Origin of the sequence: Dokdonia ponticola, from assembly GCF_042653865.1 — a bacterium.
GTDB classification, from domain to species: domain Bacteria; phylum Bacteroidota; class Bacteroidia; order Flavobacteriales; family Flavobacteriaceae; genus Dokdonia; species Dokdonia ponticola.
In genome coordinates this window covers 41,241-67,947 of the sequence record NZ_JBHSFV010000010.1, presented here as the reverse complement: position 1 = coordinate 67,947, position 26,707 = coordinate 41,241, and the positions used below count along the sequence as shown (strand labels likewise).

Here is a 26,707-nt window from a genome sequence, read left to right as displayed (position 1 = left end):
TAAAACTATGAAGAAATATATGTTAACACCTCTTTTATTAGTCTCAATTTTTACTAACGCTCAAGATGTAAGTGTAGAAAAATCCACTTATGGTATTCAAACAGGATTGCTAGGTGTTTGGGTACATAATGAATCAAAATTATCAAATTCAATTGCTTTACGGTCAGAACTAGGATTCGACGCAGGTTTTTGGCTCAACGACTTGTACGACGTAAACGGATTTATAATGGCAGCAGTAATTACGGCAGAACCGCGTTGGTATTATAACCTGAATAAAAGAAAGAACAAATCTAGAAGAACCGATGGAAACAGTGGTAATTTTCTGTCTTTAAAAACAAGTTACCATCCTGATTGGTTTGTGATTTCAAATGTTAATAATGTACAAATAAGAAGTGATTTTTCAATCATTCCTACTTGGGGTATAAGAAGGAATGTAGGTAAACATTTTACCTACGAATCAGGAATTGGTATCGGGTATCAGTATTTTTTTTCCAACCAAAACACAACTACCAATAGTCAGTTAACTCTGAATTTACATTTAAGGTTGGGATATCGATTTTAATGAAAAAGTCAAATATCTACATATCCTTTTTACTATTAATAATACTCCTTGGTTGCAAGAGTTCTAACCTTTCGTATTTCGATAAAACGCATCCTTCAACAACCCCTAAATTATTTGCGCCAACAATTGTGAATACTGAAAGTATTGAGCTTAATGTAGTGTTTAATTATAATCATACAGAAATGTTCTTCTCAAGGATTGTAGATAACAGCTTTGTTATCCATCATTCTGAATTAATTGACGGCAAATGGTCTAACATTAAACCTATTAAAATGTATCCTGATACTATTTTAGTTTCAATCGCTTGTGACCCTACAATTACTAAAGACGGAAAAACTATGTATTTTCTTGGAGTAGACCCCAAGCTTTACAATAATGATATTACCAGAGAAGAACTTTATACCATACCTCCAGATATTTATAAGAGTAAAAAAGTGGATGGAAAATGGGGATTGGCTTCTAAAGTAGATTTTTCAGTTTCTACGGAATATTTTGAAACCTATCCTGTTGTTACGTCAGATGGAAGCCTGTATTTTCGTTCAAATAGACCAACCAAAAATGGAGGAATGCAGACGTATCGTTCGCAATACTTAGGAAATGAAAAGTTCGCAACACCTAGAGTTGTAGACCTTAAAACAGAAAGCAAAGAACTCATAACATATGTTTCACCAGATGAACAGTATGCCATTACTAACGGACAAGGTAAGTTTCAGATAACATTTAATAAAAATGGCGAATGGACAAAACCGAAAGAAATACCCTTAACATATGAAAGCGGTTGGCGTTATTACTGTCCCTATATGTCTTCAGATGGAAAGTATTTTATCTATTCAAGAAGATATAATAACCCTGAAATAAAAGGGTGGGCAGGAGTAGAAAAAGGGGAGGTTTATTGGGTTAATGCTAACTTACTTTTAAATGAAAAATAGAACAAAAATTACTAACTAAGTATATATGTAATAACGGTTTAAATAATAAAACAAAAGGATAAACAATGAAAAGACTATTCTTTATAAGCCTTGTAAACCTAATAATTTTGGGGTGCAATGACAATAACAAAAAACCATCTGAGTCTGAAAAAGTAATTACAACCAAAGATTCGGTAAAAGCGAATAAAACAAACTCTGATATAGAAAAAGCAAAACCATTTAGTTGGGATGATATTGAAGAATCAACAGCTGATATAGGTGCTTACCCATATATACAACCCCCCAAAGGAATGCTAGTAGACAATGAATATTCAACATATTACGAGTTTGATAAGCTCGAATTTTTCAATGGCAACTCTTTTTTCGTATTGGATGGTAAGGTAGAACGATTGAAGATAAAAATGGAAGATGATAAAGAATGGCAAGAATACTATTTTCAAAAAAGCGTTTCGGATTACTTAAAATCTATAGGTGCACAACAATTATTTGATAGTCAAATACCAACTGAATTTACACAAAAATGGGGAGCAGACCCTAACAGCATCTATGAACACATGAATGAATTTTATTCAGGAGATGTGGTAAATTATCCTGTAAGCCTTTTTTTATTAAAAACACCGAATAAAAAAATAGGATTTCAAGTTTCTTCTACTTCAAGATCAATTGGGATTGTAGAGCAGAAAGTTTTCGAACAAACAATTGAAAAAATAACTGCTAACAAAATGATAAACGATATAAACACCAAAGGTTTTACTACTTTATTTATCAATTTTGACACTGGTAAATCAAGAATAAAGGCTGAATCTTATGAAGTGATCAACGAAATTTCAAAAATGCTAAAGTCTAATCCTGATTTAAAAATAAGTATTGAAGGACATACTGATGATGCAGGGAATCCAGAGGATAATATGAGACTATCTGAGAGCAGAGCTCAAGCAGTGCTTTTAGCCTTAACCGATGAAGATGTGGAAGCTTCAAGATTGCAGGGTATTGGTTTTGGGCAAACAAAACCAATAGAAACAAATACAACTAAAGAAGGAAAGGCAAAGAACAGAAGGGTTGAATTAAGAAAAATAGACTAATGAAAAAATTACTAATTATTGTCTTGGGGTTATCTTCAATATTGCAAGTACGCATAAATAATAAAGCCAAACAGGTATCACTTTTAAACCAAAAAGAAGAGTTAATTGATTATGAACTTAGCGATTTGACAGATCAGTCAGACTATTACTGTAAAGTTAAAATCAATAATGACGAAGGTACTACTACTGATTACTTAATGAGTAGTAGTAATGCTATGAAAAAAGAAAGCATAATAACATTATTTGATGCCTCATTAAACGATGCTATGTATGAAAAATATGAACTTTATATTAGCTTAAATAGAGTTCATAACTCTCTAAATCCTAAACTAGAAATAGGAACTTACAAAATAATTCCGCTTATTTCGGATATTAAAGATGATAATTTTAGTTTTCGAATTGGTGAAAGTGTAATTAGCGAGCAAACCTTTGAAGATGCTAAAAATGGTAATATGCTAGATGGCATAGAAGGTAGTCATGTGCTTGTGTCTGATTATCCTAATGTTTTAAAAATTAATAAGGTTATAGATTTAGGAGTAACAGAAGAGAGTCTATACTATACCATGGGGAAATATCGAGTTAAAGGAGAAGCTCAACTCAAATTATTTAGTGTTGATAACATGGAGGAACTAATTGTAATGATGGATTTTGATGTTGAGCAAGAATGGTATATAAGTAAATAATAAAAATATGTTGAAACAAAGCTTTACATACTATCTTACGCTTGCAGTTATTAAACTAAAAGGTTTAAAACAAAAATTTAGTCAAGATCCTATTGATTATAAAGCCATCCGAAAAGAAGATGTGCATCACCCGAGAGGACGATTCTTTAGAAATAACATCACTAGAGAATTTCAAATTTTTGAAAGTTCAATCACTGAAGTTAGTACCAATACTGAATCAAATAAACTCATAATGTTTATACATGGAGGTGCTTTTATCTCAGGTCCAGGACAACACCATTGGGATACTATTAGAACTATAGCTCAGGAAACAGAGTATACTATTTGGATGTGTAATTATCCTAAAGCACCAGAACATAAAATTTCTGAAATTTCTACTAATATAGATACCATTTATCAAGAAGCACAGAAACATTTTAGCCCAAAGAAAATAGTATGTATCGGAGATTCCGTCGGAGGAACATTAATTGCCGCTTTAACCCAGCGACTAATTGCTGGAAACAAAGCTTTACCCAAGCAACTGATCTTGGTTTCTCCTGTGATGGATGCATCTCTATCAAACGAAGATATTGCCGCTTACGACAAAGTGGATCCGATGCTTTCAATCAAAGGAATTTCAAGTGCAAAAAGAATGTGTGCAGGTGAAACCTCTTTAAAAAACCCCATGATTTCACCTATTTACGGAAGCTTTAAAAGCTTTCCTGAAACGATTCTTTTTCTGTCTGAAAATGATATCATGTATCCAGATCAAATGTTAACCATTAATCTCTTGAAAAAAGAAAATGTGCATCACAAAGTTATTATTGGGAAAAGCATGCCACATATTTGGCCTTTTTTACCAGTTATGAAGGAAGCTAAAATAGCTTTACGTCAAATCATTAAATTACTAAATGTATCATAAATGTTTTCTAAACGTCTAACGTATAGAGGTGAATTTAGGAGTTTTATTTTCAGTTCATTCAAACAGAATCCCATCTTAGGGTATAACAAATTATCAACCAAAAGTATTTAAATTATGTATTCAAAATCATTTCAAAAAGTAGGAGGGTTCTCGGCCATTTCACTCGGATTAATTTACATCTTAGCTTTTATTGTTTATGGTGGATTGTTGAATTACCCCAAAGAAAATGTGTCTGAAACCGAAAAGCTAGCCTTTTTGTCCGATAACTATTTAACGCTCTCTGTAACAACCTTTATAAGCTATGTGTTATTTGGTATTTTACTTGCCATTTTGGTGGTGGCAATACACCAGCGAATTAAAAAGAACTTTCCCAACTTTTCATTGTTGACCTCCGTCTTTGGTTTGGTCTGGGTTGGCTTGGTCATCGCTAGCGGTATGATTTCAAATATAGGACTCAATTCCGTCATAGAAATTGGAATTGACAACCCTGAAAAAGCCATGACTGTCTGGGCGAGCGTTGGTATTGTTTCGGAAGGACTTGGGGGAGGTAATGAGATTGTTGGTGGAATTTGGGTATTGCTTCTCAGCATTATACACCTTAAAAGCTCAGTGTTTTCAAAACCCTTGAACTTTCTAGGTTTACTTGTGGGAATGGCAGGTATTTTAACCGTTTTACCTTTTGATGTATTCAAAGAGATTTTTGGTATCAGTCAGATTGTTTGGTTTGTGTGGATTGGCACTTCATTGATTCGTAAATTATAAGATACGAAGGTGCAATCAAATATGATGCGACATACAAGTATGAGTTCACAATTGGCAATCAAGATAATGCTAGGGTCATTGACCTGCATCATCTTCTTTCATTTCAGCATCCTGCTAAAGCTGACTCCTTATGAAATTACATGGGGAGGTAGATTGAAAAGTGATCTAGAGATGTACATTTTTGAAAGTATTTCAATCCTACTGAACCTATTTTTATTTGTTGCACTGCTTATAAAGGGAATGTATTTGAAAGAGATCATATCGATAAAATTCGTGAATTTCATTCTGTGGGGATTTTTTTTCGTGTTTGTTTTCAATACGATCGCAAATCTTTTCGCTCAAACTCATTTGGAGAAATTCTTTGCCATACTCACTTTGATTTTTTCCATCTTGATTTTTTCCATCCTGAAAAAGAGTGATCATGAGTAATCAGCCTGACAAAAAAAGCAATATGAAATACGAAAACATTGCTTTTAATCACGAGTAAATCACATAAAACCGACAAGTATTAATTTTACAAAAACTTGTCTTCAACACAAAAAACATGAAACAACTTATTTACCTTTTCATTTTCCTATTGAGCTTTCAACTTTTAACGGCGCAAAACGCTCCAACAAAAATTGAGATGACTCCCTCCAATTGGAACACCCCTGATGATGCTCTATTCGAAAATTTTGACAACAGGAAAACCCTCGTGCTGAAGAATGGACGAGCAACAGTCAAGAACCTGAGTTTTACCAACGGAACTATAGAGGTAGATGTCTATGCTAAATCTACCAGAAGCTTCGCTGGTATAAGCTTTCGGGAACAAAATGATAATTTAGAAGAGGTATACATGCGATTGCACAAATCCAGTCAGGCCGATGCTGTCCAATACACTCCCATGTTTAATAACGAATCCAATTGGCAACTGTATCGAGAATACCAAGCGAGCACTTCCTTCAAAAATCAAGGATGGAATAGCTTGCGCATTGAGGTGGCAAACCACAGTTCTGAAGTATTTGTGAATAACGTCAAGGTTATGACCATAGATCATTTAAGAACCGATCAAAATGAAGGTCTTATTGGACTCTGGGCTTTATTCGGAAATCGATTTTCAAACTTTAGGGTCATGCATAGCAGTAATTCAGAAAAAGAAGTTGCAACCCCAATAAATATTAGTGAGAACAACATTATAAATCGCTGGGGAATCACAAAAGCGTATCCTTATGAAGAAGGCAAGGTAAGATTCGAAGATTTTTCAAAAGAGAGATACATTACAGTATCAACAGAAGAATCTGGATTATTACCCATCTCTAAATATGTAAAAAAGACAACCTTTGGTAGCTTTGAACAAAATAAGGAAGAATATGTGGTTGCCACTACAACTGTCAATTCTGCGAAAGCGAAAACCCAGATTTTTTCTTTTGACTACAGTGATAAAGTTTTGGTATTTCTTAACGGTAAACTTCTTTTTAATGGTAATAACGCTTTTAGACAAAAAGGAGTCCAATTTATGGGACACATGGATATTAATACAAACAAGCTATACCTTCCACTTAAAAAAGGTGAAAATAATATTCATTGTGTAGTTATAGAAAAAGCAAATGGCTGGGGATTAATTGGAAAATTAGATTAGTGTTTTACAACAAGACCTAAATAATACAATAAAGTATAAACAGAAATTATTTAATAAAACCCGTAAAGTTATTTAAAACCGAAATAGATATTGTGAAAAAGTCTATAATTATTTTACTAGTAATCCTTCAGAGTTGCAAACCTAATAATGAATTATCGGTTTTTTTGACAGCTGCTGTACCTGGTGACATTCCAATTGAATTTAAAGAAGAATTAATACCAGAAAATAAAATAATCCACCGTGGCGTATTTAGTCCAGATTTAGAGCATTATTACTACACAATTTCTGATACGAGTTTCCAAAATTTTGACGTTTTTAGAATCAGTAAAATGAATGGAGCTTGGTCTAATACAAAAAAGGCATTTTTTAATAGTGACTATAATGACCATGGAATGAGTTTTTCACCTAATGGAAACACCCTTTATTTCAGCTCTACAAGACCAACAGAAATTGAAGGAGTCAGCGCAACTTGGCATATATGGAAATCCGATAAGATTAATGGTAAATGGAGCGAACCTGTTTTTGTAGACATACCTAATTTGAGAAATAAATTAGTTTCTCACCCAACCTTAACTAATTCTGGAACGCTTTATTTTCATTCAAGCAATCTAGATTATAGTGAGATGAATATTTATAAATCAAAGGAATATGAAGGGAAATTTAGTGATGCCGAAAAATTTATTCCCTTAAGTCAATTGGATAACGGAGCTTGCACCCCTTATGTTAGTCCAAAAGAGGATTATCTGATTTTTGCGAGGATTGATAATCAACTAGACTTAATGATAAGCTTTAATGATGGTAAGGGACATTGGTCCAACCCGAGAAAATTGAGTGAAAAAACCAATACGCATGGACAAGGAAACCCTTATGTAACACCCGACAACAAATTTTTGTTTTTCACTACTGGTAAAGAGGCAAGCCGATGGAGGATTCAATGGGTGAATATTGAGAGAGAATTGGAAAATCATTGATTTCAAGATACAAGATGGTTAAGTTGTCTTTGCTGCACGCTTCAAGTATGTATTCATGGCAACTCCTCTTAAGTTAAAAAAAGTAGGATGAAAAAGATAGGAAAGACAATTTTAGTACTGGTTTTATTTATAATTGTTCTCCTTTTTGTGTATGCTAAAACTGATAAAAGCCCTGACGAAGACACCATTAGTGATCAATTAAAGAATTGGAAATCAAATTCAGAAGTCTTTCAATTCCAACAATTCAATATTTCCTATTTTGACACCAAAGATGCATCCAAAGAGGTTATTCTATTACTTCACGGGTATCCAACATCTTCTTTTGATTGGAGCTTGCTGTGGGATGATTTAAAAAAGGACTACAGACTGGTTGCCGTGGATATGTTGGGTTTTGGCTTATCCGATAAACCTAGCAATCATAATTATTCCATTGCTCTTCAGGCAGACCTCCAAGAGGCTGTTTTAAAGAATCTCCACATAAAAAGGTTCCATATTTTAGCTCATGATTATGGAGACAACGTTGCTCAAGAAATGATCGCGCGCTTTATGGAAAGCGGATCAAAATATCCCTTTGAAATCAGGTCGGCAACCCTGCTGAATGGAGGCCTGTTCCCAGAAACTCACAAACCTACGAAGGTGCAGTCTTTACTAGCGAGTCCCGTAGGTGGTCTTATATCTCCTCTTGTTAATCAATCGCTCTTTGAGAATAGCTTTAAAAAGGTATTCGCAGAACGATCCCTTCCATCAAAACAAGATCTTATAGATCAATGGTATTTAATCTGTCAGAATGAAGGCAACAGAATTAACCATAAATTGGTTCATGCCAGCAGAGATAGAATTATCAATAAAGACCGCTGGAAAAACACACTAGTACAAAAAAGAATTCCTATACTTTTTATAAATGGACTTCAAGACCCTGTGACAGGCAAAGAGACCGTTGAGCTATACCGAAAGATTGTGAGTAACCCAAAACTAGTTACTCTTGATTCTATTGGGCACTTTCCTCAATTGGAAGCACCAAAAGTGGTGCAAAAATATCTTGTTATGTTCTTGAATGATCCAGAAATTATTTCTGGAGAGTAATACTTTAAGATACTGTGAATCCTAAATCATAACTGTAGCGCAAAATAATTTATAGAATCAAAAATTAGAAAAAGCAAAACCTCCAGAAATACAGTATCATATTACTCCTCTTAATGAAGAAAGGCACAATGATTTTTTCATTTATCTTAAAGACCACATTTCAGATAATGGAAAAAATAACACCCCTAAATTCCTTCCTCTTTCTATTGAAAATAGCAAAATCCCGAAGGAAATAGTTGATAGATTAAAAAATCGTCAAAAAGTGCCTATTGGTAAAATAGGCTGGCGTCGAGTATTAATTGCGGTAAACAATAAAAATCAAATTTTAGGTCATATAGATGTGAAATCATATGACCAAAAGCATACTAGTCATAGGGCAATATTGGGTATGGGAGTTCATAGAGATCACAGAAGACAGGGAGTAGGAGGTTCTTTAATTGAATCAATGTTTTCTTGGGTTAAAGCTAATACTGAATTAGCACAAATTGATTTATGGGTTCTTTCTCAAAATTTAAATGCGATAAAATTGTATTTTAAATCTGGATTTAAAAAGATTGCAGAAGTTGAAGAAATGTATGGAATCGACAATAAGTCTTACAATGCTATTCTTATGACAAAAGAACTTGAATAAAAGTAATAATCCTTTTAAAATAAACATATGCCTGAGAGTAATTCGCTTCAGAACTATTTAACACAATCCATTAATCTTACTAAAAGAGAAACAGACTTTGTGAAGAATAAGCTTAAATATTTAGAACTAAAAAAAGGCGATTCGTTACTTAATATTGGCGATGTTTGCTCGTCAGTTTACTTTATTAACACGGGAAGTTTTTATCAATATCACCTCGATGAAGATTTTAATATTAAGGTTATTGACTTATATCCTAAAGAAGATTGGATGTTAAATCATCGCAGTTTCATTTCAAGAAAACCGTCCCAAAACTCAATTGAAGCTTTTGAAGACAGCACTGTGTTTGAACTCTCAATGGAATCCATACATGAACTCATAGCAATATCTCAGAGCTTTCTTAGGCTTGGGAAAATATTAGATATGGCTAATAATCGTCTAGAGCTTTTTGATAATAACAAATCTGCTGATGAAAAGTATAGATATATACTAACTCAAAAGCCGATGCTAATTCAAAAATTTCCTTTAGCAATGATTGCATCCTACCTCAAGATATCGCCAGAAACATTAAGTCGAGTTAGAAAAAGAATTAATTGATTTTTGTCAAGAGATAGATTTCAAAATAAGATGAATATTTGTCGAAATTTTAAATTTCTCTTCAATGAAAAGTCAATTTTATACTACAGCAGGGATTTCTTTGTCAACAGGTTCATTCTTGGCTATAACTACTATGATTTTACATCCTTCAGGCGGTACGCTTGAAGACATTATTAGTCAGGCACCTCAAATGCAAATAGCACATTCAATTGCGATTGCTTGTATACCATTTATGCTGTTTGGGTTTTATGGTTTATCTGATAAACTTTTAAATCAAAGAAAACTATCTAAACTTGCTCTTATTGCTGTTACTCTTGGACTTTTTTCGGCGATGTTAGCAGCTTTATTTAATGGCTTAATACTACCAAATTTTTTAAATCAATATTCAGCAAATTTAGATCAAAACGAAACAGTATTAAATATTATAGTAAGCTATGGTTTTAGTATTAACAAAGCTTTAGACTATGTGTTTATTATAACTCTCATTTTTGGAATTATAATCTATTCTATTTTAATAATTAAATCTCAAAAAATCTCTAAGTATTTAGGCTATTTCGGTATACTAATATTAATATTTTCAATAATTGGTGGTTTTACAGGTTTTGCATTTACAAGTTTAATTGGTTTTAGAATTTTTGTTTTTAGTGTAGCAGTTTGGGTTTTATGTTCAGGAATATCATTAATTCAATCTAACAAGGAAAAGCTATGATCAAAGCAAAAATCAGAAAGGCTTATAATGAATTAGCCGAAAGCTACAATAGATTAATAGAACACAAACCTCATAATGCTTATTACGATAGGCCTAACACATTGAATTTACTTGAAGAAGTAAACAACAAATCGGTTCTTGATGCAGCTTGTGGACCTGGGAAATATGCAGAAATATTGCTTTCTAAAAAAGCACAGGTAACTGGATTTGATTTCAGTTCAGAAATGATAAAATTTGCTAAGGAAAGAAACAAAAATCAAGGAACATTCTTTGTACACGATTTAAGTAGACCTTTGACAATGTTAGGTGACGAATCTTTTGATTTTGTTCTATGTGCATTGGCCCTCCATTACATAGAGGATTGGGACATGACAATCAAAGAATTTCATAGAGTTCTCAAAACCAAAGGTCAATTAATCCTCTCAATTGAGCACCCTTTTTTTGAATATAATTACTATAAATCTACAGAATATTTCAAAAAAGAACCTGTTAAATGTATTTGGTCAGGGTTTGGAATCCCAGTTGAAATTAATAGTTATAGAAGATCATTACACGATTGTATTGTACCCTTAACTGATAATGGGTTTTATATTGACAAATTGATAGAGCCAAAGCCCTTAAAAGAATTCGAAAAGCTAGATCAAAAGCATTATAAAGAACTTAATAAATTTCCAGCTTTTATGTGTATTAGGGGCGTTAAGAAATAAAATCATTAATATCTCCTAAATAAAAACGATTATGACAAAAGAAATAACTTATGAGCTTTTAAGTATAATTAATATATAATCAATACATTTTTATTGTATAAATCTTTATTTCTCCAAACGCTTTAAATTATCATTATAAACCCGATCGGGGCGTGTCAAAAACGGATCGACAGAAATAATTTCAGGCAAAACATCGACTTGAATTTTTAGTATTGTGGAGCTATCCCTTAAATAGTGATTTTCTAAATAAATCGGGACATCATTTTTACTCATATCCTTTGGATGTTTTTTAAACAACCCTATTTGAATGGGTTCGTTAATTGCAATCTCTTTTTCTTCACCATCAGCCAAAGTTTTATAACGCTTTGCTTTTACTTCTATGGTAATTTCGAAAGTTCCATCATCGAGTACTTCATAGGAAGATGATGCAATAGATAAGTCATAACGGACTATTTGTTTCATCCAATCATCAATCAAAGAATGATGTTTTTCTGGAGTGATTTTGTATAACTCATCTAACAACTCCAATGTATGCACTTCAAACTCTTGACTTTTTGTATACCTCTCGGTAAGTGTTCTTAATACATGATTCAATTTGTCTTCTCCAATAAGATCACGTATTGATAACATAATCAGTCCACTTTTTCCATAATTCAGATAGCTTTGTCCATCTGTAAGATACACTGGTGCTTCTTTTTTTGAAGCAAACGCGCGACCTCCAAAATAACGATCATTAGATGCTTGATTGAGTTGCCAAAGTGCTCCTTTTCCGTACATTTTTTCAAGAACAACTCCTTCGGTATATTTAGCGAAGCCTTCAACTAGGAACCCTGCTCCATCTACATTTTTTGCTTTTAAAATCATTCCCCACCATTGATGAGAAACCTCATGTACAGCTCGTTTTGAAACAAGGTCAAAAGTGCCCGTATTTCTAATATCAATTAAGTATAGATTATCTTCTACCATACCAATAAGTCCAGGATGTGCAACACCTCCAAAACCATGAAAAGAAGGTATTTCTGCCATACGCAAGTGGTCAAAAGGGTAATTTCCAAAATTTGTCATGCAATAATCCAAAGTAGCTTTGGTACTATTGTCGATTGTACTGTGATTCATATCATGATTTGGATGGTAATAATATTCTATTGAAACATCCTTATACACACTCTTTTTTAATTCGTACTTCCCTGAAATATAAGCTAAAGAAGGCATGGTTTTATTAGGGAACCTGTACTGATAATAATGTCTGTCATTTACTTCCCAATCCCTTATTAGATTGCCAGCAGCCAACGCTATTTGATCATTATCTGTAGATACAGTTGTTTCATAAGCAACGTTTCCAAGACTTACTTCTTTAGAAAAAAGATGTGCATCTCCTTCTGGTTCTGCGTCTTGCTCGGGAAGACCTCTTTTTTGACGCTCATAAGCATTGGATAGTTCTATAGAGCGACGATACCCCAAAACAGGTTCAAATACATCGTGCCGGATATACGTGCCATTTTTTAAAATGGTCTTATCTACTTTAAATGGACTCGACTGCTTTGTAAAGTTGTAGCGCAATCCTGTTTTTTCGTTAGGAAGAATGGGCTTGGTAAATTTAAAGAGATAGGTGCCAAAAACTGTGTCTTTAAGGACCATTTCAGCATGATCCATCCTTATTTCAGAAAGTGCTTTTCGCTCAGTAATAAATACGTGAGTTACTGGAACCTCGTTTTTGTTTACAAGAACGTAATCTGCACTGATGCTATATTTTTGCTCTTTAGGATAAATGTCTACCTCTGTTTTCATGTCGATATAATGGAGCCTTGGTAGACTGTCGTATACTTTAAATTTTCGTTCATATTCCTCGGCATAATTCATACGATCATTAGAATTCATATATCTATTTTTAATATTTACTTCTTCAAATAGCATGATTCCCGAAGTTGTAAAAATGATAAGCGAAACCAATATCCCTGCAAATTCCCAACGTTTCCATGTATTAAATCCAAAGCTTTCTAGAATATTGTTTGCTCCTGATGTACCTCTCTTCCATAACTTAAAGGACAAAAAAGATAGGGTTACTCCAAAAGAAATCCAGTACAACGTATAGATATGAAAAGCTGAGGTTTGTAAGGAATATCCTGTCATATTAGAATACATGGGGATTGGCATATTACCTATGCGCAACATTGGATGTTCGATACCAATAAAAGATGATAGTGAAGACCCTAAGAATAAGAGTACTAATCCCGTGACTCCCATTCCTAGAAATTTGTTGTTTACAACGCTCTGGATAAAAATGGCTAGCATGCAGTATACCAGCATTGAAGCTCCATAATAATAGAAGACAGATACGTATTGTTCAATATCTAGATTAGAATATCCTTTTGCTAGTTGAAACCCGATGCAAACAATTATCACTGTCACAATAAGCAGCATCGGTACGAATACGAGTGTAATTAATTTTGATAGGAAAAATACCCAGTTTAATGTAGGTGTTGTATTTAAAATACTATCCATTTTTTTATCTCTAGCTCTCCAAATAAGCTCTCCACTGTAAAAAACAATAAGAATGAGACTTAAAATAGGCACTAATTCCATGACTATTTCTATAAGTATGTTTGTGAATGGAAACAAACTTTCTTCATAAGCGCCTCCCTCAAATATTCTAGCATAGACCTCATAAACAGAGGTTGCTACTAGTGTCAAAATAACAACCCAAAAAGGAAGGCTTTTAAAAATACTCTTCATATCCATCTCAAATAATGACCAAAAAGCTTTCCATTGTCCTTTGGCATTGATTTGAGTGACTACAGAGAAATATGGCTTGATTTCGAATGGCTCAGCGGTAATTTTTTGGCTTCCATCCATTTTTTTAGAAGCTTTCCTAAAAGAAAATAAATGATACGTAATAGCTAGAATGATACATGATAGCCCTACCCATAGTACTCTGTTCCATATATAAAATCTAGAAAACGAAAATGTCAGGTTGTTTTTGTCATAGGGTGTCCAAAATTGTGTATGTTCAAAAAATGTAGCCCCGGCAAATGGATCGGTCATAGCTGCCATAGTCATGGCTTCGGGTGAAGCTGATACCGAAGATGCAAGGATGGGTGAATTAGAATAAAATGCGATCAAAAAGTACAATACATAGATGAGCACAGCACTTGCATAAGTAGCAAGATTGCTTTTTGACAGTATGCTTACAGAAAAAATGAGTGTTGAGCAGATGAAAAAGTTAGGGATCACAATCACCAAAAAGGGCCATACATATGATTGTAAACTAAAATAGTCTACACGATTCGGATCTAAATCTGAAACAGACAGTCCTGCTATAAAACCCGGAAGGAATAGGCTAAAACCTAAAACACTAAATAAGAAAACTCCAATAAAACGACTCCAGAAAAAATATTTTTTCTTTACAGCAGTACTAAAAATAAGCCCTTCCATTTGATGCTTTTTGTCTCTAATGGCACCACTAATGGCAAAAAACATGATAATAAAAACGGAACCTAATGAAAAAATAGTCACGTTATTTGTTATCTGATAAGCCGAGTTGAAATTCACTTGAGCAGGTGCTTGACCTCTACCTCCAATAAAAAAACCAAAGAAAAAAAAGAGTAAAGCAAAAATGAGCAATGCGCGTTGTTTTGATTGGTATAATACTTCAAAGCGTAATAACTGTAATAACATCCTATTCGTTTTTTAATGATTGATTTAAGAACATTTGTGCGAAATAATAATCTTCTAATCCTACGGTAACAGTCTTAAATTCTGAAGTAGGCTGTTGATCAGAAAGCACCCTTATTTGGGTCTCTCCTGCAATAAGTCTCGTAGAAATCACCTGATAATTCTTTTTATATTCCTCTAGTTTGTCTTTTGAAATAATCTTACTCCATATAGTACCTGAGATACTTTCTACTAAAATTGAAGGATTCCCTTTGGAAATAATTTTACCTTGAGCCAGAATAGCAATTTGTGTGCATAATTCCTGTATATCCTCAACAATATGAGTAGATAAAATCACGATTATATTTTGTCCAATTTCACTTAATAGGTTTAAAAATCGATGTCGTTCTTCTGGGTCAAGCCCAGCAGTAGGTTCATCTACAATGATGAGCTGTGGATTCCCTAATAAAGCTTGTGCGATACCAAATCGCTGTTTCATACCGCCAGAAAAAGTATGAACCGATTTTTTTCGATGTTGATATAAATTGGTTTGTTGCAAAAGGGCTCTTACCTGAGCATTGCGTTCTTTTTTGTTGAGTATGCCTTTTAAAACAGCAAAATGATCTAGAAGTTTTTGAGCAGATATTTTAGGATATACGTCAAACTCTTGAGGTAAATACCCAAGATTTTGACGCACACTTTGTGGTGTCTCAATAATATCTACCTCATTGAATTCAATGGACCCTGCAGAAGGTTTTTGAAGTGCTGCAATAGTTCGCATCAAGCTTGATTTTCCAGCACCATTAGCTCCCAACAAACCAAACATTCCATTGGATATATTTAAATTAATAGAGTCTAATGCTTTTACGCCATTGGAATAGGTCTTAGATACATTTTCAATTACAAGTGTATTCATCGATTTTAATTTTAATACGAATCTATTTTTGAAATTTAACACTGACTAATAAAAATGATTTTTGCAGGTTTTTTAGCTGTATAAAACAGGCTAAATAGTTTGAACCATTTTTCATGTTAAAAGGGATACTGTTAATGGCACAAATGATGTTGTTTATCAATTCATTTGTATAGAGACTTTTACAACCGTAGCTTTGACATATGAGCTCTTTCTTAAAAAAATATAAAGCCTTTGGAATTGCTGCTGTTTTGGTAGCTCTTATGGTATGGTCTCTTGGATGGATTGGTTTTATAAAGCTTCCCAAGGATTCTCCTCTAGAGACAATAATTATTGTTGGTATTTGGTGGTTGGTAGCATCTTTTGCTTTATATCACTTTAATTACCTCAAACAGAAAAAAACTGTTGTCATAAAAGTACTGGTCTTGTTGATTATTGCATTAATAATCTTTGGCATAAACAACCATTTTAATGTTCCAGATCACCCAGTAGTTATTTTTTTAATGGTCCTATTCTGGCTAGGTGTTTTTTATTTTTTCTTTTCAAAATTCTTTATAAAGTATAAGGTTCTGATTCTCTTAACTTATGGCTTGATATTGTGCTATTTCTTATATCTGCGTTTAGATGAAAACTACATTGACCTATATCAGCAAAAGGCTCTTAATTTGCTCATATTTCCTATTCCTATTTTGTTTTTCATTTGGGCGTATGAGCAATGGAAATGGTTTAATACCCTAAAATCTGAAAAGGCCAAAGCTGAATTAGATTTGCTAAAAACTCAAGTGAATCCGCATTTTCTTTTTAATACTCTGAACAACTTATATGCACTTACTGTTACACATTCAGAAAAAGCACCAGAAGTAGTCCTAAAGCTGTCTGACATGTTGCGGTACACTATTTATGAAGGCAAAAATGATCGTGTATCTATTGCTGAAGAAATAACTTATATGAAGAATTATATGGCACTGCACAATATTAGACATCATAAAAATGTAAGTCTAAAGTTTGACCACAATACGTTGCCTAATGATGAAGTTGCACCGTTATTATTTATCATTTTATTAGAGAATGCATTTAAACATGGTGTTGAAAAATTAACGGATGATGCTTTTATAACCATGACACTCAATAGCTCCAAAAAAGACATTCATTTTTCTATTACAAATAATTATGATTTCTCTATGAATCAAAATGAAAAAGGAATTGGGATAGAAAACCTAAAACGAAGACTTGATCTTATTTATCCAGATTTGTATAAATTGACAATTAATAAAACACCTACTACATACAACGTCGAATTAATAATCAACAAATAATGATAACATATATCATCATAGATGATGAACCATTGGCTCACGAACTTATCAAAGAATTTTGTGATATGTTGCCCCATCTAGAACATAAAAAGAGTTGTTATAATGCCATGGAAGCCATGCAATTTTTGAATAGTGAATCTATTGATTTAATGTTCTTAGATTTAAATATGCCAAAGCTTACGGGGTTTGAGTTTTTAAAAACATTGACAAAACCGCCTAAGGTTATCGTGACAACAGCTTACAAAGAGTTCGCCTTGGAAGGCTATGAATTAAATATTTCAGATTACTTATTAAAACCTTTTCGTTTTGAACGTTTTGTGAAAGCAATTAATAAAGCTATTGGTTCAACACCGCAAAAGCTTCAAATTACTAAAAAACCACATGATCACTTTCGATTTTTCGTAAAAGGAGATAAAAAATATTATCAAATTAAATCTGAAGATATTTTATTCATTGAAGCTTATGGTAATTACACTAAGCTCTATTTTCAAGAGAAGTGTATTATCAGTCACGAAAGCATATCTTATTATAATAACCTGCTAGCAACAACTCATTTTCTAAGAGTGCACAAATCATTTATTATTGCCTTAAATAAAATAGACCAGATAGAAGGAAACATCATTTGGATATCAAATAGAAAGGTACCAGTTGGACGGACATATAAAAGTAATGTTAGCTTATTGCTTTCAAATAAAAAAGGCTTAACTAACTAGTTATGCTGATTCTAAAATTTGAGAAAAATAAGACTTACAAGACTACATTTAAATATGAGAAATATAATTGAGAAATTCAGAGAAATAGAGAGTTTGTCTCAAGAAAATGAAATGTTGTTTCTTAGTTCCTTAAAAGAATTGAGTGTGAAGCTAAAACTATGCTTCAAGAAGCTGGAAAAGTAGCTAATAAAATTTATTTTTTAGAAAAATGTCTTGCAAGAACCTATAATTACAAGGATGGGAGAGATATTACTTATTGGATATCTACAGGAAATGATTTTATAGGTGCTGTAGCTAGTTATTACATGCGTGAACCTAGTTATAAATATGTAGAAACCCTTGAAGGTTCGGTTTTATGGGAATTTAACTATCACATTTTGGAATGTCTTTAGTGATAAAACGATTTGATAGTCTGCATGTCTATTCAGCTAAAGAGCGTTATGACCTGCTTATAAAACAGAAACCTGAAATTTTACAGCGTGTATCGCTTGGTGTTATTGCTTCTTTTTTAGGGGTAACTCAAGAAACCTTGAGCAGAATTAGAGCCCAGAACTAATTTTTAGTTTTATACTCTTGATTCGTATTGGACTCCTACATTAAACTAAAAAGTTTAAAAAGACAGTGTCATAAGAAAAATTACTGAAGCTCAATTGAACTGAATGAGCCGGGTCACTTTAATACAGCGAATGTGAATACTATAACCGATTTTTGCACCTTCAATATCATTCCAAATTATTTTATTCTCTTTTTTAGAAATAGTGCTTGATTTACTTACAAGTTTTGGACTTGCAACAAAAAAAGTGGGCAATTAGATAAAACTATCTTTAAGATTAAAAGATTAGGTAATGTAGCTCGCGATATAGAAGATAGTTCTTTAATCTGCAAACTGTACTCTAATTAATGGACTACTAATAAAACTATACATCACTTTCACATTCATATGAAAACTAGAAGCTATAGATTGCGTGAAATCTTTTAATTCTTGTAAAGGACTAGAACTATAATAGATGCCATTAAGGACAACACTGTTGATTGATTGTGAATTAGTTATCTTTTCTAGCGGATTTTTGTCCAAAATCACTAAGTCAGCTATTTTTCCGTTTTCAATAGTTCCATATTTGTTTTCCATATTTGCAAATTGTGCAGGAATAATAGTTGCACTTTGTAACGCTTCTAGATTTGACAAACCACTTTTGGTTAACTCTTCCAATTCGTCATGAATACTAAAGCCTGCAAAAGTATAAGAGTCCGTAACATCTGTTCCCGCCATAATAGGTACACCTATTTTATTAGCCAAATTAACTTGTTTTTTTGAAGCTTCATAAAAAGAAGCACTCAGCCCTTTGTTTGCCAATGATGTATTTTGCTTTTTATTATGATTCACATCAAATCCCCACCATAGCTTTTTTCTTACCCAAGAAACATATTTTAGGTTAGGATTGCTTAAAAAAGAGTCTTTATGTGCAAGCGCTTCAAATTTCAAAGTTTGTAGTGTAGGTGTCCAATACGCATTATATTCTTTCATAAGATGCATCAATTCAGCAGCTTTTTCTAAATTAAAATCATTGACCATTGATTTTTTTGATTTTTGAAAAAAGCGTTTCCACTCTTTAGATATTCTAAGACTATCGGCTTTAGGAAAAGCTTCATACATAAAAACACGGCCGTGTTCAAAACTACGTTGTCCTAACTTTATAGATTCTTCTAGACTAATAAAAATAGGTTTATGTCCAGCTAAGTGTAATCCATATTTCGGTGCTTGGGTTGCAAGTCTCTTATAAGAACTAGGTGAAATTTGCTGATATACTTTTATGAAATCAACATTCTTATTTTTATAAAAGTTTAAAAATGAGTCAACATCTTCATTTTTTTGAAGTTTAAAATATTCTGGGTGGTTGTCTGGCACGGAAGAAGGACCATCCATTTGATAACTACTTTGTAATACACATTTTGGTGCTACACGTGAATTATCATTAATCTCTTCGTTCCATTTTAAACGTTCTTCACTGCCCACCCAATAACTATCTTTTTTGTTCAGTTGCCCAGACATATCACGTATTCCTGTAATTCCATTAGCAATGTACAATGGGTGATGAAGCCATTCTGAATGCTGATTAGAGTGCGTATGCATATCCCATAACCCAGGAATTATGTATTTTCCTTTTCCCTCAATTACTAAATCTGTTTTTTGTATTTGGTATTTTAAAGTGTCAATAGATATAATGATATTATCTTTTATTAAAATAGTTCTATTAGACCGTATTTTACCAGATTTAACATCAATTATGTTTATAGATTTAATCAAGGTGCTAGGATACTTTTTTGGTGTCTTAAAGTTTGGCAAAGGCCATAAAATAGCTACTCCAAAAATTAGAATAAGTAGTGAAATGAATACAAATAGTACTTTAATTGATTTAATGATTTTTTTCTTCATCAATAGGATTTATTATAAAATAGTAACAAAGGCAAAAACGAATCGTCTCATTTAAAGAACCTTTAAAAATTTGTATTATTGAAATAATATCCGCCGTTATGCCGATATATTTGCACGAATACTTATGTTAGTTTATTCAGAATGTTAGTATGCGTTTTATAGATATTTTTCTTATTCTTATTAGTAGCGCAGGACTTCTGCACGGAATTACATTTGCTATTTACCTTACTTTCTTTAAGAAGAAAAAATCAATAACTAATTATCTTCTATCCTTAATTTTGCTCATCATGGCTTTTAGAATTGGTAAGTCTGTTATGCTCAATTTTGGCGATAATTTAGAGCCTTTATTCATTTTTTCTGGTTTGGCGTTGCTTTTGTTGATTGGACCATTGTTAAGATGGTATGTTAGGGCAATGACGACAACAGACTATAAATTTTCTTTTTATTCTTTAATTGAGATTATTCCATTCATTACCACTTTTGTTATTAGTTTTTTTGTTCCTGAAAATGTATTCGAAACTAGTCATCAAAAAGTTATCATACTATTCAGTAGTATTTTAATATTTTGTTATTTACATCTCTTAACTTATATTTTTATTGTAATTAATGCTATAAAAAAACTAAAGAAAAAAAATCTAAATCAGACAAAATCCCAAAAAGCAATATTTGAGTGGTTACGTATAGTAATAATTGGTTTTATAATCATATGGGTTTCATATGTTTCAAACATTGTAGACAATTCAATTCCTTACATCATTGGCCCTATTCTTTATTCGTTTGTCATTTATTTTTTAAGCTTTAAAGCTTACCAACTTAAAATAATTGACTTTGACGGAAATGTATTTACAATGAATAATGACAGCCAATTATTTAGTAAACTATCCTCGCTAATTATTGATGAAAAATTATATTTAGAATCAACCATTTCGCTTGCCTCCTTGAGTAAAACAATAGGTGAAAGCAATCAAAAAACTTCACAAGTTATTAATCAATATGCCAAACAAAATTTTAATGATTTTATCAATTATCATCGTATAGAAGAAGCAAAAAAGCTTTTAATAAATCAAAGTCATCAAAATTACACTATATCATCCATTGCTTTCGATTCAGGCTTTAGTAGTTTATCCTCATTTAATAGTGCTTTCAAAAAATTTCAGGGCACAACGCCATCTATATATCGAAAAAAAGGTATTTAATTTTTTCAAAATAGTAGTTCAATATTACGCTACCTTACATCAATTCATTTTGTTTTTTATTGGTTCCCACCTACTTTAGATTCACAATCTTTGGCAAAAGACACCAAACTACAAAGGTTATAAAAGTCTCCCATTTTACCTTGCATAGCAGCCATAATACTGTGCTTTGCTATTAATAATCTATTTAAAGGTTTTTTCTCTTTTATAAGAATAGATGTTATCATATCCTTTGCCTTAGATTTACCAAACGATTTATAGGTTGATAAGACTTTTACAGCATTTTCTTCATCGGTTACTACTCTTGGTTTTGGTTGATAACCCATTTGTTTAACCATTCCTTCAGCAACACCCCAAGTTGACCATGGATTTTGCCCGGTTATTATGTTATCATCAAAACTAATTTTTTCAAGATACATTTCACCTTCATTAAATTTCGCACCACTTTCAATTATTTTATCTTGTAAGAGAAATGGAAATATGGATGCGGCATCCGAAATCAGCAACAACTCTTCTTTATTGGTGAATGCGCTTATTTTTTTATTTTCTAAGAGGTTTTGACCATTGTCTAAAGTAACATTTACGAGAGCAGAAGGTCCGTGACAGACTGCACCTATAACTTTTTTAGATTGATAATGATTTTTGACAATAGATTGAATGGCTTTATTATCCGGAAAATCATACATCGTACCTTTCCCACCTGCAAAATATACCGCAACGTAATTTTCTGGGTTAACTTCATTTATTGGAAAGGTATTAATCGCCTTATATTGCGCAATTGAATCATTTAAAAAGGCATAATCATAAGACCCCATATCTTCATCATCAATCACTACTGGTGATTTTCCGCCTTTGGGGCTTGCAATATCAACTTCAAAGCCATTAGCTTCAAACACATAGTAAGCCCGTGCTAATTCTGTTAATTCATATCCTGTAGTTTTTCCACTAGTACCCATAGTGGCAGTACTCGTTACTACTATCAAAACCTTTCCTCTTTTGGGTATTCTATTTTGAGACAAGTAAGGCAAATCACTTTTGCTTATAGTTTCTAAAGAAAGATCTTTAGATGGTATTAAGCTCTTAAACCAAAACCCGAAAGAAAAAACCCCAATAATTAGAAGAAGAATGAATATTACTGTCAGTTTGAGCCATTTATATTTTTTAAACATGGTTTAATTATTTTAAATTCCTGTCAAAAAAAAGGTTTAAAGCCCGTACAAACTGTTGAATTGATAATTCCGTCAGACTATTTTATCAAATAGGAAGATATTTTTACGTGACTTTGAGGTTAAGATTGTTGATATTAATGGTAGAATTGTGTCTAGTAGTTCTGAAGCAAATGGTGGAAATATCATTGTTTTAAATCTAAGTAATCTAAGAAGTGCTTTATACTTTTTACTATTGAGAGTAAAACATCAGATTTAAAATCACCAAAAAAATTATTAAACAATAAATTATTACGTGATAAAAACATAAAAGGCAAACTATATAGTTTCACTTTTATGTTTGGATTATCTAAAGGTTTTATTTCCCCAGCATTAACAACTCACTACAAACCAATTCAATAATATAACGTTTCATTTCGTCTTTACCTTTCCTACTTCTGGTTGTTAATTTCCCTTCTATTACTACTTCTTTCCCTGTACCAACATACTTCTCAATAATATAATGTAAGTAATCTACCCCAAGCCACGATATTGTACTGCTACGAATCGGTTATTTTTCGCCATGAGCGGATGCATTTTTTTGTTAAAAATTGCGTGCTAGTATTTTATTCTATACTTTACTCTCAAAAAGTGAGACAAAGTCATAAAAACGCTTTGATAGAAAACCTCTTAAAAATTGTTTTATGAGTAAGAACAACCCACAAATCCCCAATGACATTAAATTAGATCCTATATTTAATACGTCCTATCTTATCGATGGAGAAATTAAAGAATGGGAAGGGCCTATGGCTGAAGTACATTCGACTATTCAATCTCTGGATGAAGAAGGAAAAACGAGACCTACGTTATTAGGATCAGTGCCAGATATGGGAGAAAAGGCAGCATTAGAAGCACTGAGTGCTGCCGAAAAAGCCTTTGACCGTGGACAAGGCGTGTGGCCTACACTCCCCGTGCGAGAACGCATCAAATGCCTAGAAACGTTTGTAGAAAAAATGAAAGCACAACGGGAAATCGTTTCCACCCTTTTGATGTGGGAGATTTGTAAAACCCGTGCTGATTCCTACAAAGAATTTGATAGAACCATCACCTACATCACCGATACGATTGATGCCTATAAAAAGCTAGATAGAAAAAGTGCCCGTTTTGAAAAAGAATCTGGTATTCATGCACACATTCGTAGAAGTCCGATAGGGGTTGTTTTGTGTTTAGGACCTTATAATTATCCTTTAAATGAAACGTTTTGTTTATTAATTCCGGCGATACTTATCGGGAATACGACGATTTTTAAACCTGCAAAACTAGGTATTTTACTTATCACACCACTGCTTGAAGCCTTTAAAGAAAGTTTTCCTCCCGGGGTAGTAAATATTATTTTTGGACGAGGTCGTAGCATTGCATCCCCTATCATGAGCACGGGTAAAATAGACGTACTCGCTCTTATTGGGCATAGTAGTTCTGCTGTAGCATTACAAGACCAACACCCTAATAAAAACAAATTGAGATTAGCGCTAGGTTTAGAAGCCAAAAACCCAGCGATTATACTACCCGATGCCGATCTAGATATTGCGGTGGAAGAATGTATCAGTGGATCATTGTCTTATAACGGTCAACGGTGTACGGCTTTAAAAATACTGTATGTCCATGAAGATATTGTTGAGGAATTTAATAAACGCTTTGCCAGAGCCGTCGACAGATTAACTTACGGAATGCCTTGGGAAAAAGATGCTTTTTTAACACCATTACCAGAGCCTTCCAAACCAGCTTATATACGAGGACTCGTGGATGATGCATTGCAACACGGCGCAAAAATACTGAATGAAAAAGGAGGAAAAGTCTCTAAAAATTATTGCTATCCAGCAGTTTTATACCCTGTAAATAAAGAAATGGCTGTGTATCACGAAGAGCAATTTGGTCCTGTGGTGCCGATCGTTTCTTTTAAAAATATCAGCGAACCTCTAGACGATATTGCCGAGTCAAATTACGGACAGCAAGTCAGTATTTTTGGAAAAGATACGGTTTCGATTGGTCCTTTGGTTGATATTTTAGCCAATTTGGTGTGCCGAATTAATTTGAACAGCGCCTGTCAGCGTGGTCCTGATGTGTATCCATTTACAGGGCGTAAGAATTCTGCGGTGGCCACATTGAGTGTCTTTGATGCATTACGTACGTTTTCTATCAGAACTTTTGTGGCAGCAAAAGACAATGAAACCAATACCACTATTCTTAAAAAACTCGTGGATTCTGACGACTCCAACTTTATGTCGACAGAGTATTTATTTTAATGCTTTTTCTAAGGTGAATTCCGCTTTCGCGAAAGCGATTACAAAAAGGATAGAAGTAACTATTAGAAGTTGTTATATCTATAGACAAATAAAAACGGGGCAGATTTAAAAATCTGCCCCGTTTTTTAAATAGGTAGTTTATTACTTACTCCCCAATAGCAACAATTCATTGACCACGACTTCGGTGACATATCGTTTTTGTCCGTCTTTATCCTCATAGCTCCGAGAAGTTAATTTCCCTTCAATCGCAATCTCTTTTCCTTTGGTGACATATTGTTCGATAATGTCTGCGGTTTTGTTCCAGGCGATGAGGTTGTGCCACTGTGTGTCTGTAACTTTTTCACCTTGGGCGTTTTTATAGGTTTCATTGGTGGCGATAGAAAATTTGGCCAATTTTTTACCAGAATCTAACGTAATGATTTCTGGATCGTTTCCTAAATTTCCGATTAACTGTACTTTGTTTCTTAAGTTCATAATGTGTGTGTTTTCTTCTTGGGATATGCCCAAGAAATTAGTTATTGGTCTACAACTTCAGACTCGTTCTGAAGCGCTCTTTTTGTTCGCTATCTGTACTACAAATGAGTTATTGATTTTGAACAGGACAAACATACCACAGCATCCAAGTAATAATCGGTTACTAAACAATTACATTCGTTTACAAACGTTTGTTGTCGTTTGTAAACGATTATATTTCTATAAACCAGATAACTATATAATTAATTTATGCCAAAAAATAAAATTTAACTTCGCACTGTAAAATGCGCTTTTTTTCAGGAAGGATAGATTTCATACCTCTATGCGGTATGCACTCTTACAGACGGTAGCCGTCAAAATAAAATACTAGCACGTCATTTTTAAGAAAAAAATACATTCGCTCAAGGCGAAAAGGTATATTACTAGCGCATCTTATGCCTTAAGAATAAGATTAAAAACGGGATGAAGGTGGTGTGCTTTTTCACGTAAGTGTACTACTCCTTTTCCGAGGCTAAAAGCTCTAAAAACTCCTTTCCGCGATTGATAAACTCCTCAATAAGCAAGAATCTATTTTTTTCTTTCAACAACTGTGAGTCTATATTTTTTGAGATACAAAAATCGATAAACAAGGGTTTAAATTCCAACGGAATTTTTACTGTTTCCGTTAGAAAAGTGTTGTTAATAATTGCATCTTCCTTAAAAAGAACAATATATTGTTCTAATGTAATCGCAACAAAAGGCGGCGGTTTGGGTCTGTCTTTTTTGATGAGTTTCCAGAGGCGTTTCCCGATATTTACAAAATTGATATTTCCATTGGGATTCGAATCAAACTCGTATAACTCTGGGTATAATTCAACGTTTTTTTGCATTTGGTTTTCAAACGTATCGGCAAATTCTTGTTTTCGAAAAACAGGCATAACTTCTTTCTGTACAACTACTTCGTCAAGCTGATTCACTTTTCGCGTAAGCTCCACGACAATATCCGTGTAATTAACGTCTTCATTTAAGACCATGGTTTGGGATTCATGGGTGAAAACGTAGAAAGAAATAGAATCTTGAGGACTAGCATCAATCTCAAAACGACCCTCATCATTGGTAAGCGTTGCCATTTTGGTCGTCAGGTTTTTGACCAAAACCCCTTCGACAACTTCTTTGTCGTCATATACCGTCCCCGTCATGGTTTGAGACCAAACCACACTAGGAAAACCTAGAAAAAAAAGAAAAAATAAGGCGCGCAACAAATTATTAATTTCGGCTCAATATAGATAAACTACCAACACACGTATATTAAAGACAGGTTAAAAATAAGTTCCATTTTCTTATTGTTTTTCTT

At 33.1% G+C, this 26,707-nt stretch carries 26 protein-coding genes and 1 pseudogene; 20 read left to right on the top strand and 7 right to left on the bottom strand.

The annotated features are described in order from the left end of the window. The first annotated feature begins 7 nt into the window (after positions 1–7). The 13 genes from ACFO3O_RS15555 (at position 8) to ACFO3O_RS15495 (ending at position 11,232) form a co-directional block, all read left to right on the top strand. Positions 8–562: a hypothetical protein gene (locus ACFO3O_RS15555; RefSeq protein WP_379980443.1), complete on the top strand. Its 555-nt coding sequence runs from the start codon at positions 8–10 to the stop codon at positions 560–562. Continuing rightward, complete coding sequence (locus tag ACFO3O_RS15550) at positions 562–1,491, top strand: TolB-like translocation protein (protein ID WP_379980441.1); 930 nt, start codon at positions 562–564, stop codon at positions 1,489–1,491. Before ACFO3O_RS15555 ends, ACFO3O_RS15550 begins: the two co-directional genes overlap by 1 nt. Positions 1,492–1,556: 65 nt before the next feature. Further along, positions 1,557–2,573, top strand: coding sequence for an OmpA family protein (locus tag ACFO3O_RS15545; protein ID WP_379980439.1), 1,017 nt, complete (start codon positions 1,557–1,559; stop codon positions 2,571–2,573). Beyond that, entirely contained in the window at positions 2,573–3,256 is a 684-nt protein-coding gene (locus ACFO3O_RS15540; protein WP_379980437.1) for a hypothetical protein, read from the top strand. The genes ACFO3O_RS15545 and ACFO3O_RS15540 overlap by 1 nt, the downstream gene beginning before the upstream one ends. Before the next feature lie 7 nt (positions 3,257–3,263). After that, on the top strand, positions 3,264–4,157 hold the full coding sequence (locus ACFO3O_RS15535; protein WP_379980435.1) for an alpha/beta hydrolase fold domain-containing protein: 894 nt from the start codon (positions 3,264–3,266) through the stop codon (positions 4,155–4,157). Positions 4,158–4,271: 114 nt separating this feature from the next. Beyond that, positions 4,272–4,919, top strand: coding sequence for a hypothetical protein (locus ACFO3O_RS15530; protein WP_379980433.1), 648 nt, complete (start codon positions 4,272–4,274; stop codon positions 4,917–4,919). Positions 4,920–5,463: 544 nt separating this feature from the next. Next, positions 5,464–6,537: a 3-keto-alpha-glucoside-1,2-lyase-like domain-containing protein gene (locus ACFO3O_RS15525; RefSeq protein WP_379980431.1), complete on the top strand. Its 1,074-nt coding sequence runs from the start codon at positions 5,464–5,466 to the stop codon at positions 6,535–6,537. Between the two features lie 92 nt (positions 6,538–6,629). After that, entirely contained in the window at positions 6,630–7,508 is an 879-nt protein-coding gene (locus ACFO3O_RS15520) for a TolB-like translocation protein (RefSeq protein ID WP_379980429.1), read from the top strand. 87 nt (positions 7,509–7,595) lie between these two features. Next, positions 7,596–8,591: an alpha/beta fold hydrolase gene (locus tag ACFO3O_RS15515; RefSeq protein ID WP_379980427.1), complete on the top strand. Its 996-nt coding sequence runs from the start codon at positions 7,596–7,598 to the stop codon at positions 8,589–8,591. 262 nt (positions 8,592–8,853) lie between these two features. Continuing rightward, the gene (locus tag ACFO3O_RS15510; RefSeq protein ID WP_379980425.1) at positions 8,854–9,222 is read left to right on the top strand and encodes a GNAT family N-acetyltransferase; all 369 of its coding nucleotides are present in this window, start codon (positions 8,854–8,856) and stop codon (positions 9,220–9,222) included. 27 nt (positions 9,223–9,249) lie between these two features. Next, positions 9,250–9,816 carry a Crp/Fnr family transcriptional regulator gene (locus ACFO3O_RS15505; RefSeq protein ID WP_379980422.1) on the top strand — a complete coding sequence of 189 codons (567 nt, stop codon included), beginning with the start codon at positions 9,250–9,252 and terminating at the stop codon, positions 9,814–9,816. Positions 9,817–9,880: 64 nt separating this feature from the next. Next, positions 9,881–10,525, top strand: coding sequence for a hypothetical protein (locus ACFO3O_RS15500; RefSeq protein WP_379980420.1), 645 nt, complete (start codon positions 9,881–9,883; stop codon positions 10,523–10,525). Next, positions 10,522–11,232, top strand: a complete 711-nt coding sequence (locus ACFO3O_RS15495; protein WP_379980418.1) for a class I SAM-dependent methyltransferase — start codon at positions 10,522–10,524, stop codon at positions 11,230–11,232. The genes ACFO3O_RS15500 and ACFO3O_RS15495 overlap by 4 nt, the downstream gene beginning before the upstream one ends. Positions 11,233–11,337: 105 nt before the next feature. On the opposite strand, the gene ACFO3O_RS15490 is transcribed toward ACFO3O_RS15495, so the two are convergent. Continuing rightward, positions 11,338–14,907 carry a M1 family aminopeptidase gene (locus tag ACFO3O_RS15490; RefSeq protein WP_379980416.1) on the bottom strand — a complete coding sequence of 1,190 codons (3,570 nt, stop codon included), beginning with the start codon at positions 14,905–14,907 and terminating at the stop codon, positions 11,338–11,340. A 1-nt stretch (position 14,908) separates the two neighbouring features. Beyond that, on the bottom strand, positions 14,909–15,799 hold the full coding sequence (locus ACFO3O_RS15485; RefSeq protein WP_379980414.1) for an ABC transporter ATP-binding protein: 891 nt from the start codon (positions 15,797–15,799) through the stop codon (positions 14,909–14,911). A gap of 200 nt (positions 15,800–15,999) precedes the next feature. Here ACFO3O_RS15485 and ACFO3O_RS15480 point away from each other — a divergent pair, with 200 nt between their 5' ends. From ACFO3O_RS15480 to ACFO3O_RS15465, 4 genes are all read left to right on the top strand, one after another. Then, on the top strand, positions 16,000–17,112 hold the full coding sequence (locus ACFO3O_RS15480; RefSeq protein WP_379980412.1) for a sensor histidine kinase: 1,113 nt from the start codon (positions 16,000–16,002) through the stop codon (positions 17,110–17,112). After that, the gene (locus ACFO3O_RS15475; protein WP_379980410.1) at positions 17,112–17,825 is read left to right on the top strand and encodes a LytR/AlgR family response regulator transcription factor; all 714 of its coding nucleotides are present in this window, start codon (positions 17,112–17,114) and stop codon (positions 17,823–17,825) included. Before ACFO3O_RS15480 ends, ACFO3O_RS15475 begins: the two co-directional genes overlap by 1 nt. A gap of 137 nt (positions 17,826–17,962) precedes the next feature. Next, positions 17,963–18,217: a cyclic nucleotide-binding domain-containing protein gene (locus tag ACFO3O_RS15470; RefSeq protein ID WP_379980789.1), complete on the top strand. Its 255-nt coding sequence runs from the start codon at positions 17,963–17,965 to the stop codon at positions 18,215–18,217. Next, positions 18,208–18,381, top strand: a complete 174-nt coding sequence (locus ACFO3O_RS15465) for a cyclic nucleotide-binding domain-containing protein (RefSeq protein WP_379980408.1) — start codon at positions 18,208–18,210, stop codon at positions 18,379–18,381. Before ACFO3O_RS15470 ends, ACFO3O_RS15465 begins: the two co-directional genes overlap by 10 nt. 318 nt (positions 18,382–18,699) lie before the next feature. Here ACFO3O_RS15465 and ACFO3O_RS15460 read toward each other — a convergent pair whose 3' ends face one another. After that, a complete protein-coding gene (locus ACFO3O_RS15460; protein WP_379980406.1) occupies positions 18,700–20,259 on the bottom strand; it encodes an amidohydrolase family protein in 1,560 nt (519 codons plus the stop codon). 149 nt (positions 20,260–20,408) lie between these two features. On the opposite strand from ACFO3O_RS15460, the gene ACFO3O_RS15455 reads away from it, so the two are divergent. After that, positions 20,409–21,455 carry a helix-turn-helix domain-containing protein gene (locus tag ACFO3O_RS15455; protein ID WP_379980404.1) on the top strand — a complete coding sequence of 349 codons (1,047 nt, stop codon included), beginning with the start codon at positions 20,409–20,411 and terminating at the stop codon, positions 21,453–21,455. A 56-nt stretch (positions 21,456–21,511) separates the two neighbouring features. Here ACFO3O_RS15455 and ACFO3O_RS15450 read toward each other — a convergent pair whose 3' ends face one another. Beyond that, positions 21,512–22,621 carry a type 1 glutamine amidotransferase domain-containing protein gene (locus ACFO3O_RS15450; RefSeq protein WP_379980402.1) on the bottom strand — a complete coding sequence of 370 codons (1,110 nt, stop codon included), beginning with the start codon at positions 22,619–22,621 and terminating at the stop codon, positions 21,512–21,514. A gap of 79 nt (positions 22,622–22,700) precedes the next feature. On the opposite strand from ACFO3O_RS15450, the gene ACFO3O_RS15445 reads away from it, so the two are divergent. After that, on the top strand, positions 22,701–22,877 hold the full coding sequence (locus ACFO3O_RS15445; RefSeq protein WP_379980787.1) for a T9SS type A sorting domain-containing protein: 177 nt from the start codon (positions 22,701–22,703) through the stop codon (positions 22,875–22,877). Between the two features lie 99 nt (positions 22,878–22,976). On the opposite strand, the pseudogene ACFO3O_RS15440 reads toward ACFO3O_RS15445, so the two are convergent. Further along, positions 22,977–23,154: pseudogene (locus ACFO3O_RS15440) on the bottom strand (single-stranded DNA-binding protein); the annotation flags it as partial. 147 nt (positions 23,155–23,301) lie between these two features. Here ACFO3O_RS15440 and ACFO3O_RS15435 point away from each other — a divergent pair. Then, on the top strand, positions 23,302–24,900 hold the full coding sequence (locus ACFO3O_RS15435; RefSeq protein ID WP_379980400.1) for an NADP-dependent glyceraldehyde-3-phosphate dehydrogenase: 1,599 nt from the start codon (positions 23,302–23,304) through the stop codon (positions 24,898–24,900). Positions 24,901–25,041: 141 nt separating this feature from the next. Here the strand turns inward: ACFO3O_RS15435 and ACFO3O_RS15430 are convergent, their stop codons facing one another. Both ACFO3O_RS15430 and ACFO3O_RS15425 read right to left on the bottom strand, forming a co-directional pair. Next, a complete protein-coding gene (locus tag ACFO3O_RS15430) occupies positions 25,042–25,374 on the bottom strand; it encodes a single-stranded DNA-binding protein (RefSeq protein ID WP_379980398.1) in 333 nt (110 codons plus the stop codon). Positions 25,375–25,868: 494 nt separating this feature from the next. Further along, positions 25,869–26,552: a carboxypeptidase-like regulatory domain-containing protein gene (locus ACFO3O_RS15425; RefSeq protein WP_379980396.1), complete on the bottom strand. Its 684-nt coding sequence runs from the start codon at positions 26,550–26,552 to the stop codon at positions 25,869–25,871. Positions 26,553–26,707 lie beyond the last annotated feature (155 nt).

Coding starts and splice junctions, on each gene's coding strand:
- ACFO3O_RS15555 (WP_379980443.1), top strand. CDS start 8: ATGAAGAAATATATGTTAACACCTCTTTTATTAGTCTCAATTTTTACT.
- ACFO3O_RS15550 (WP_379980441.1), top strand. CDS start 562: ATGAAAAAGTCAAATATCTACATATCCTTTTTACTATTAATAATACTC.
- ACFO3O_RS15545 (WP_379980439.1), top strand. CDS start 1,557: ATGAAAAGACTATTCTTTATAAGCCTTGTAAACCTAATAATTTTGGGG.
- ACFO3O_RS15540 (WP_379980437.1), top strand. CDS start 2,573: ATGAAAAAATTACTAATTATTGTCTTGGGGTTATCTTCAATATTGCAA.
- ACFO3O_RS15535 (WP_379980435.1), top strand. CDS start 3,264: ATGTTGAAACAAAGCTTTACATACTATCTTACGCTTGCAGTTATTAAA.
- ACFO3O_RS15530 (WP_379980433.1), top strand. CDS start 4,272: ATGTATTCAAAATCATTTCAAAAAGTAGGAGGGTTCTCGGCCATTTCA.
- ACFO3O_RS15525 (WP_379980431.1), top strand. CDS start 5,464: ATGAAACAACTTATTTACCTTTTCATTTTCCTATTGAGCTTTCAACTT.
- ACFO3O_RS15515 (WP_379980427.1), top strand. CDS start 7,596: ATGAAAAAGATAGGAAAGACAATTTTAGTACTGGTTTTATTTATAATT.
- ACFO3O_RS15505 (WP_379980422.1), top strand. CDS start 9,250: ATGCCTGAGAGTAATTCGCTTCAGAACTATTTAACACAATCCATTAAT.
- ACFO3O_RS15500 (WP_379980420.1), top strand. CDS start 9,881: ATGAAAAGTCAATTTTATACTACAGCAGGGATTTCTTTGTCAACAGGT.
- ACFO3O_RS15495 (WP_379980418.1), top strand. CDS start 10,522: ATGATCAAAGCAAAAATCAGAAAGGCTTATAATGAATTAGCCGAAAGC.
- ACFO3O_RS15490 (WP_379980416.1), bottom strand. CDS start 14,907: ATGTTATTACAGTTATTACGCTTTGAAGTATTATACCAATCAAAACAA.
- ACFO3O_RS15485 (WP_379980414.1), bottom strand. CDS start 15,799: ATGAATACACTTGTAATTGAAAATGTATCTAAGACCTATTCCAATGGC.
- ACFO3O_RS15480 (WP_379980412.1), top strand. CDS start 16,000: ATGAGCTCTTTCTTAAAAAAATATAAAGCCTTTGGAATTGCTGCTGTT.
- ACFO3O_RS15475 (WP_379980410.1), top strand. CDS start 17,112: ATGATAACATATATCATCATAGATGATGAACCATTGGCTCACGAACTT.
- ACFO3O_RS15465 (WP_379980408.1), top strand. CDS start 18,208: ATGTCTTTAGTGATAAAACGATTTGATAGTCTGCATGTCTATTCAGCT.
- ACFO3O_RS15460 (WP_379980406.1), bottom strand. CDS start 20,259: ATGAAGAAAAAAATCATTAAATCAATTAAAGTACTATTTGTATTCATT.
- ACFO3O_RS15455 (WP_379980404.1), top strand. CDS start 20,409: ATGCGTTTTATAGATATTTTTCTTATTCTTATTAGTAGCGCAGGACTT.
- ACFO3O_RS15450 (WP_379980402.1), bottom strand. CDS start 22,621: ATGTTTAAAAAATATAAATGGCTCAAACTGACAGTAATATTCATTCTT.
- ACFO3O_RS15435 (WP_379980400.1), top strand. CDS start 23,302: ATGAGTAAGAACAACCCACAAATCCCCAATGACATTAAATTAGATCCT.
- ACFO3O_RS15430 (WP_379980398.1), bottom strand. CDS start 25,374: ATGAACTTAAGAAACAAAGTACAGTTAATCGGAAATTTAGGAAACGAT.
- ACFO3O_RS15425 (WP_379980396.1), bottom strand. CDS start 26,552: ATGACGGGGACGGTATATGACGACAAAGAAGTTGTCGAAGGGGTTTTG.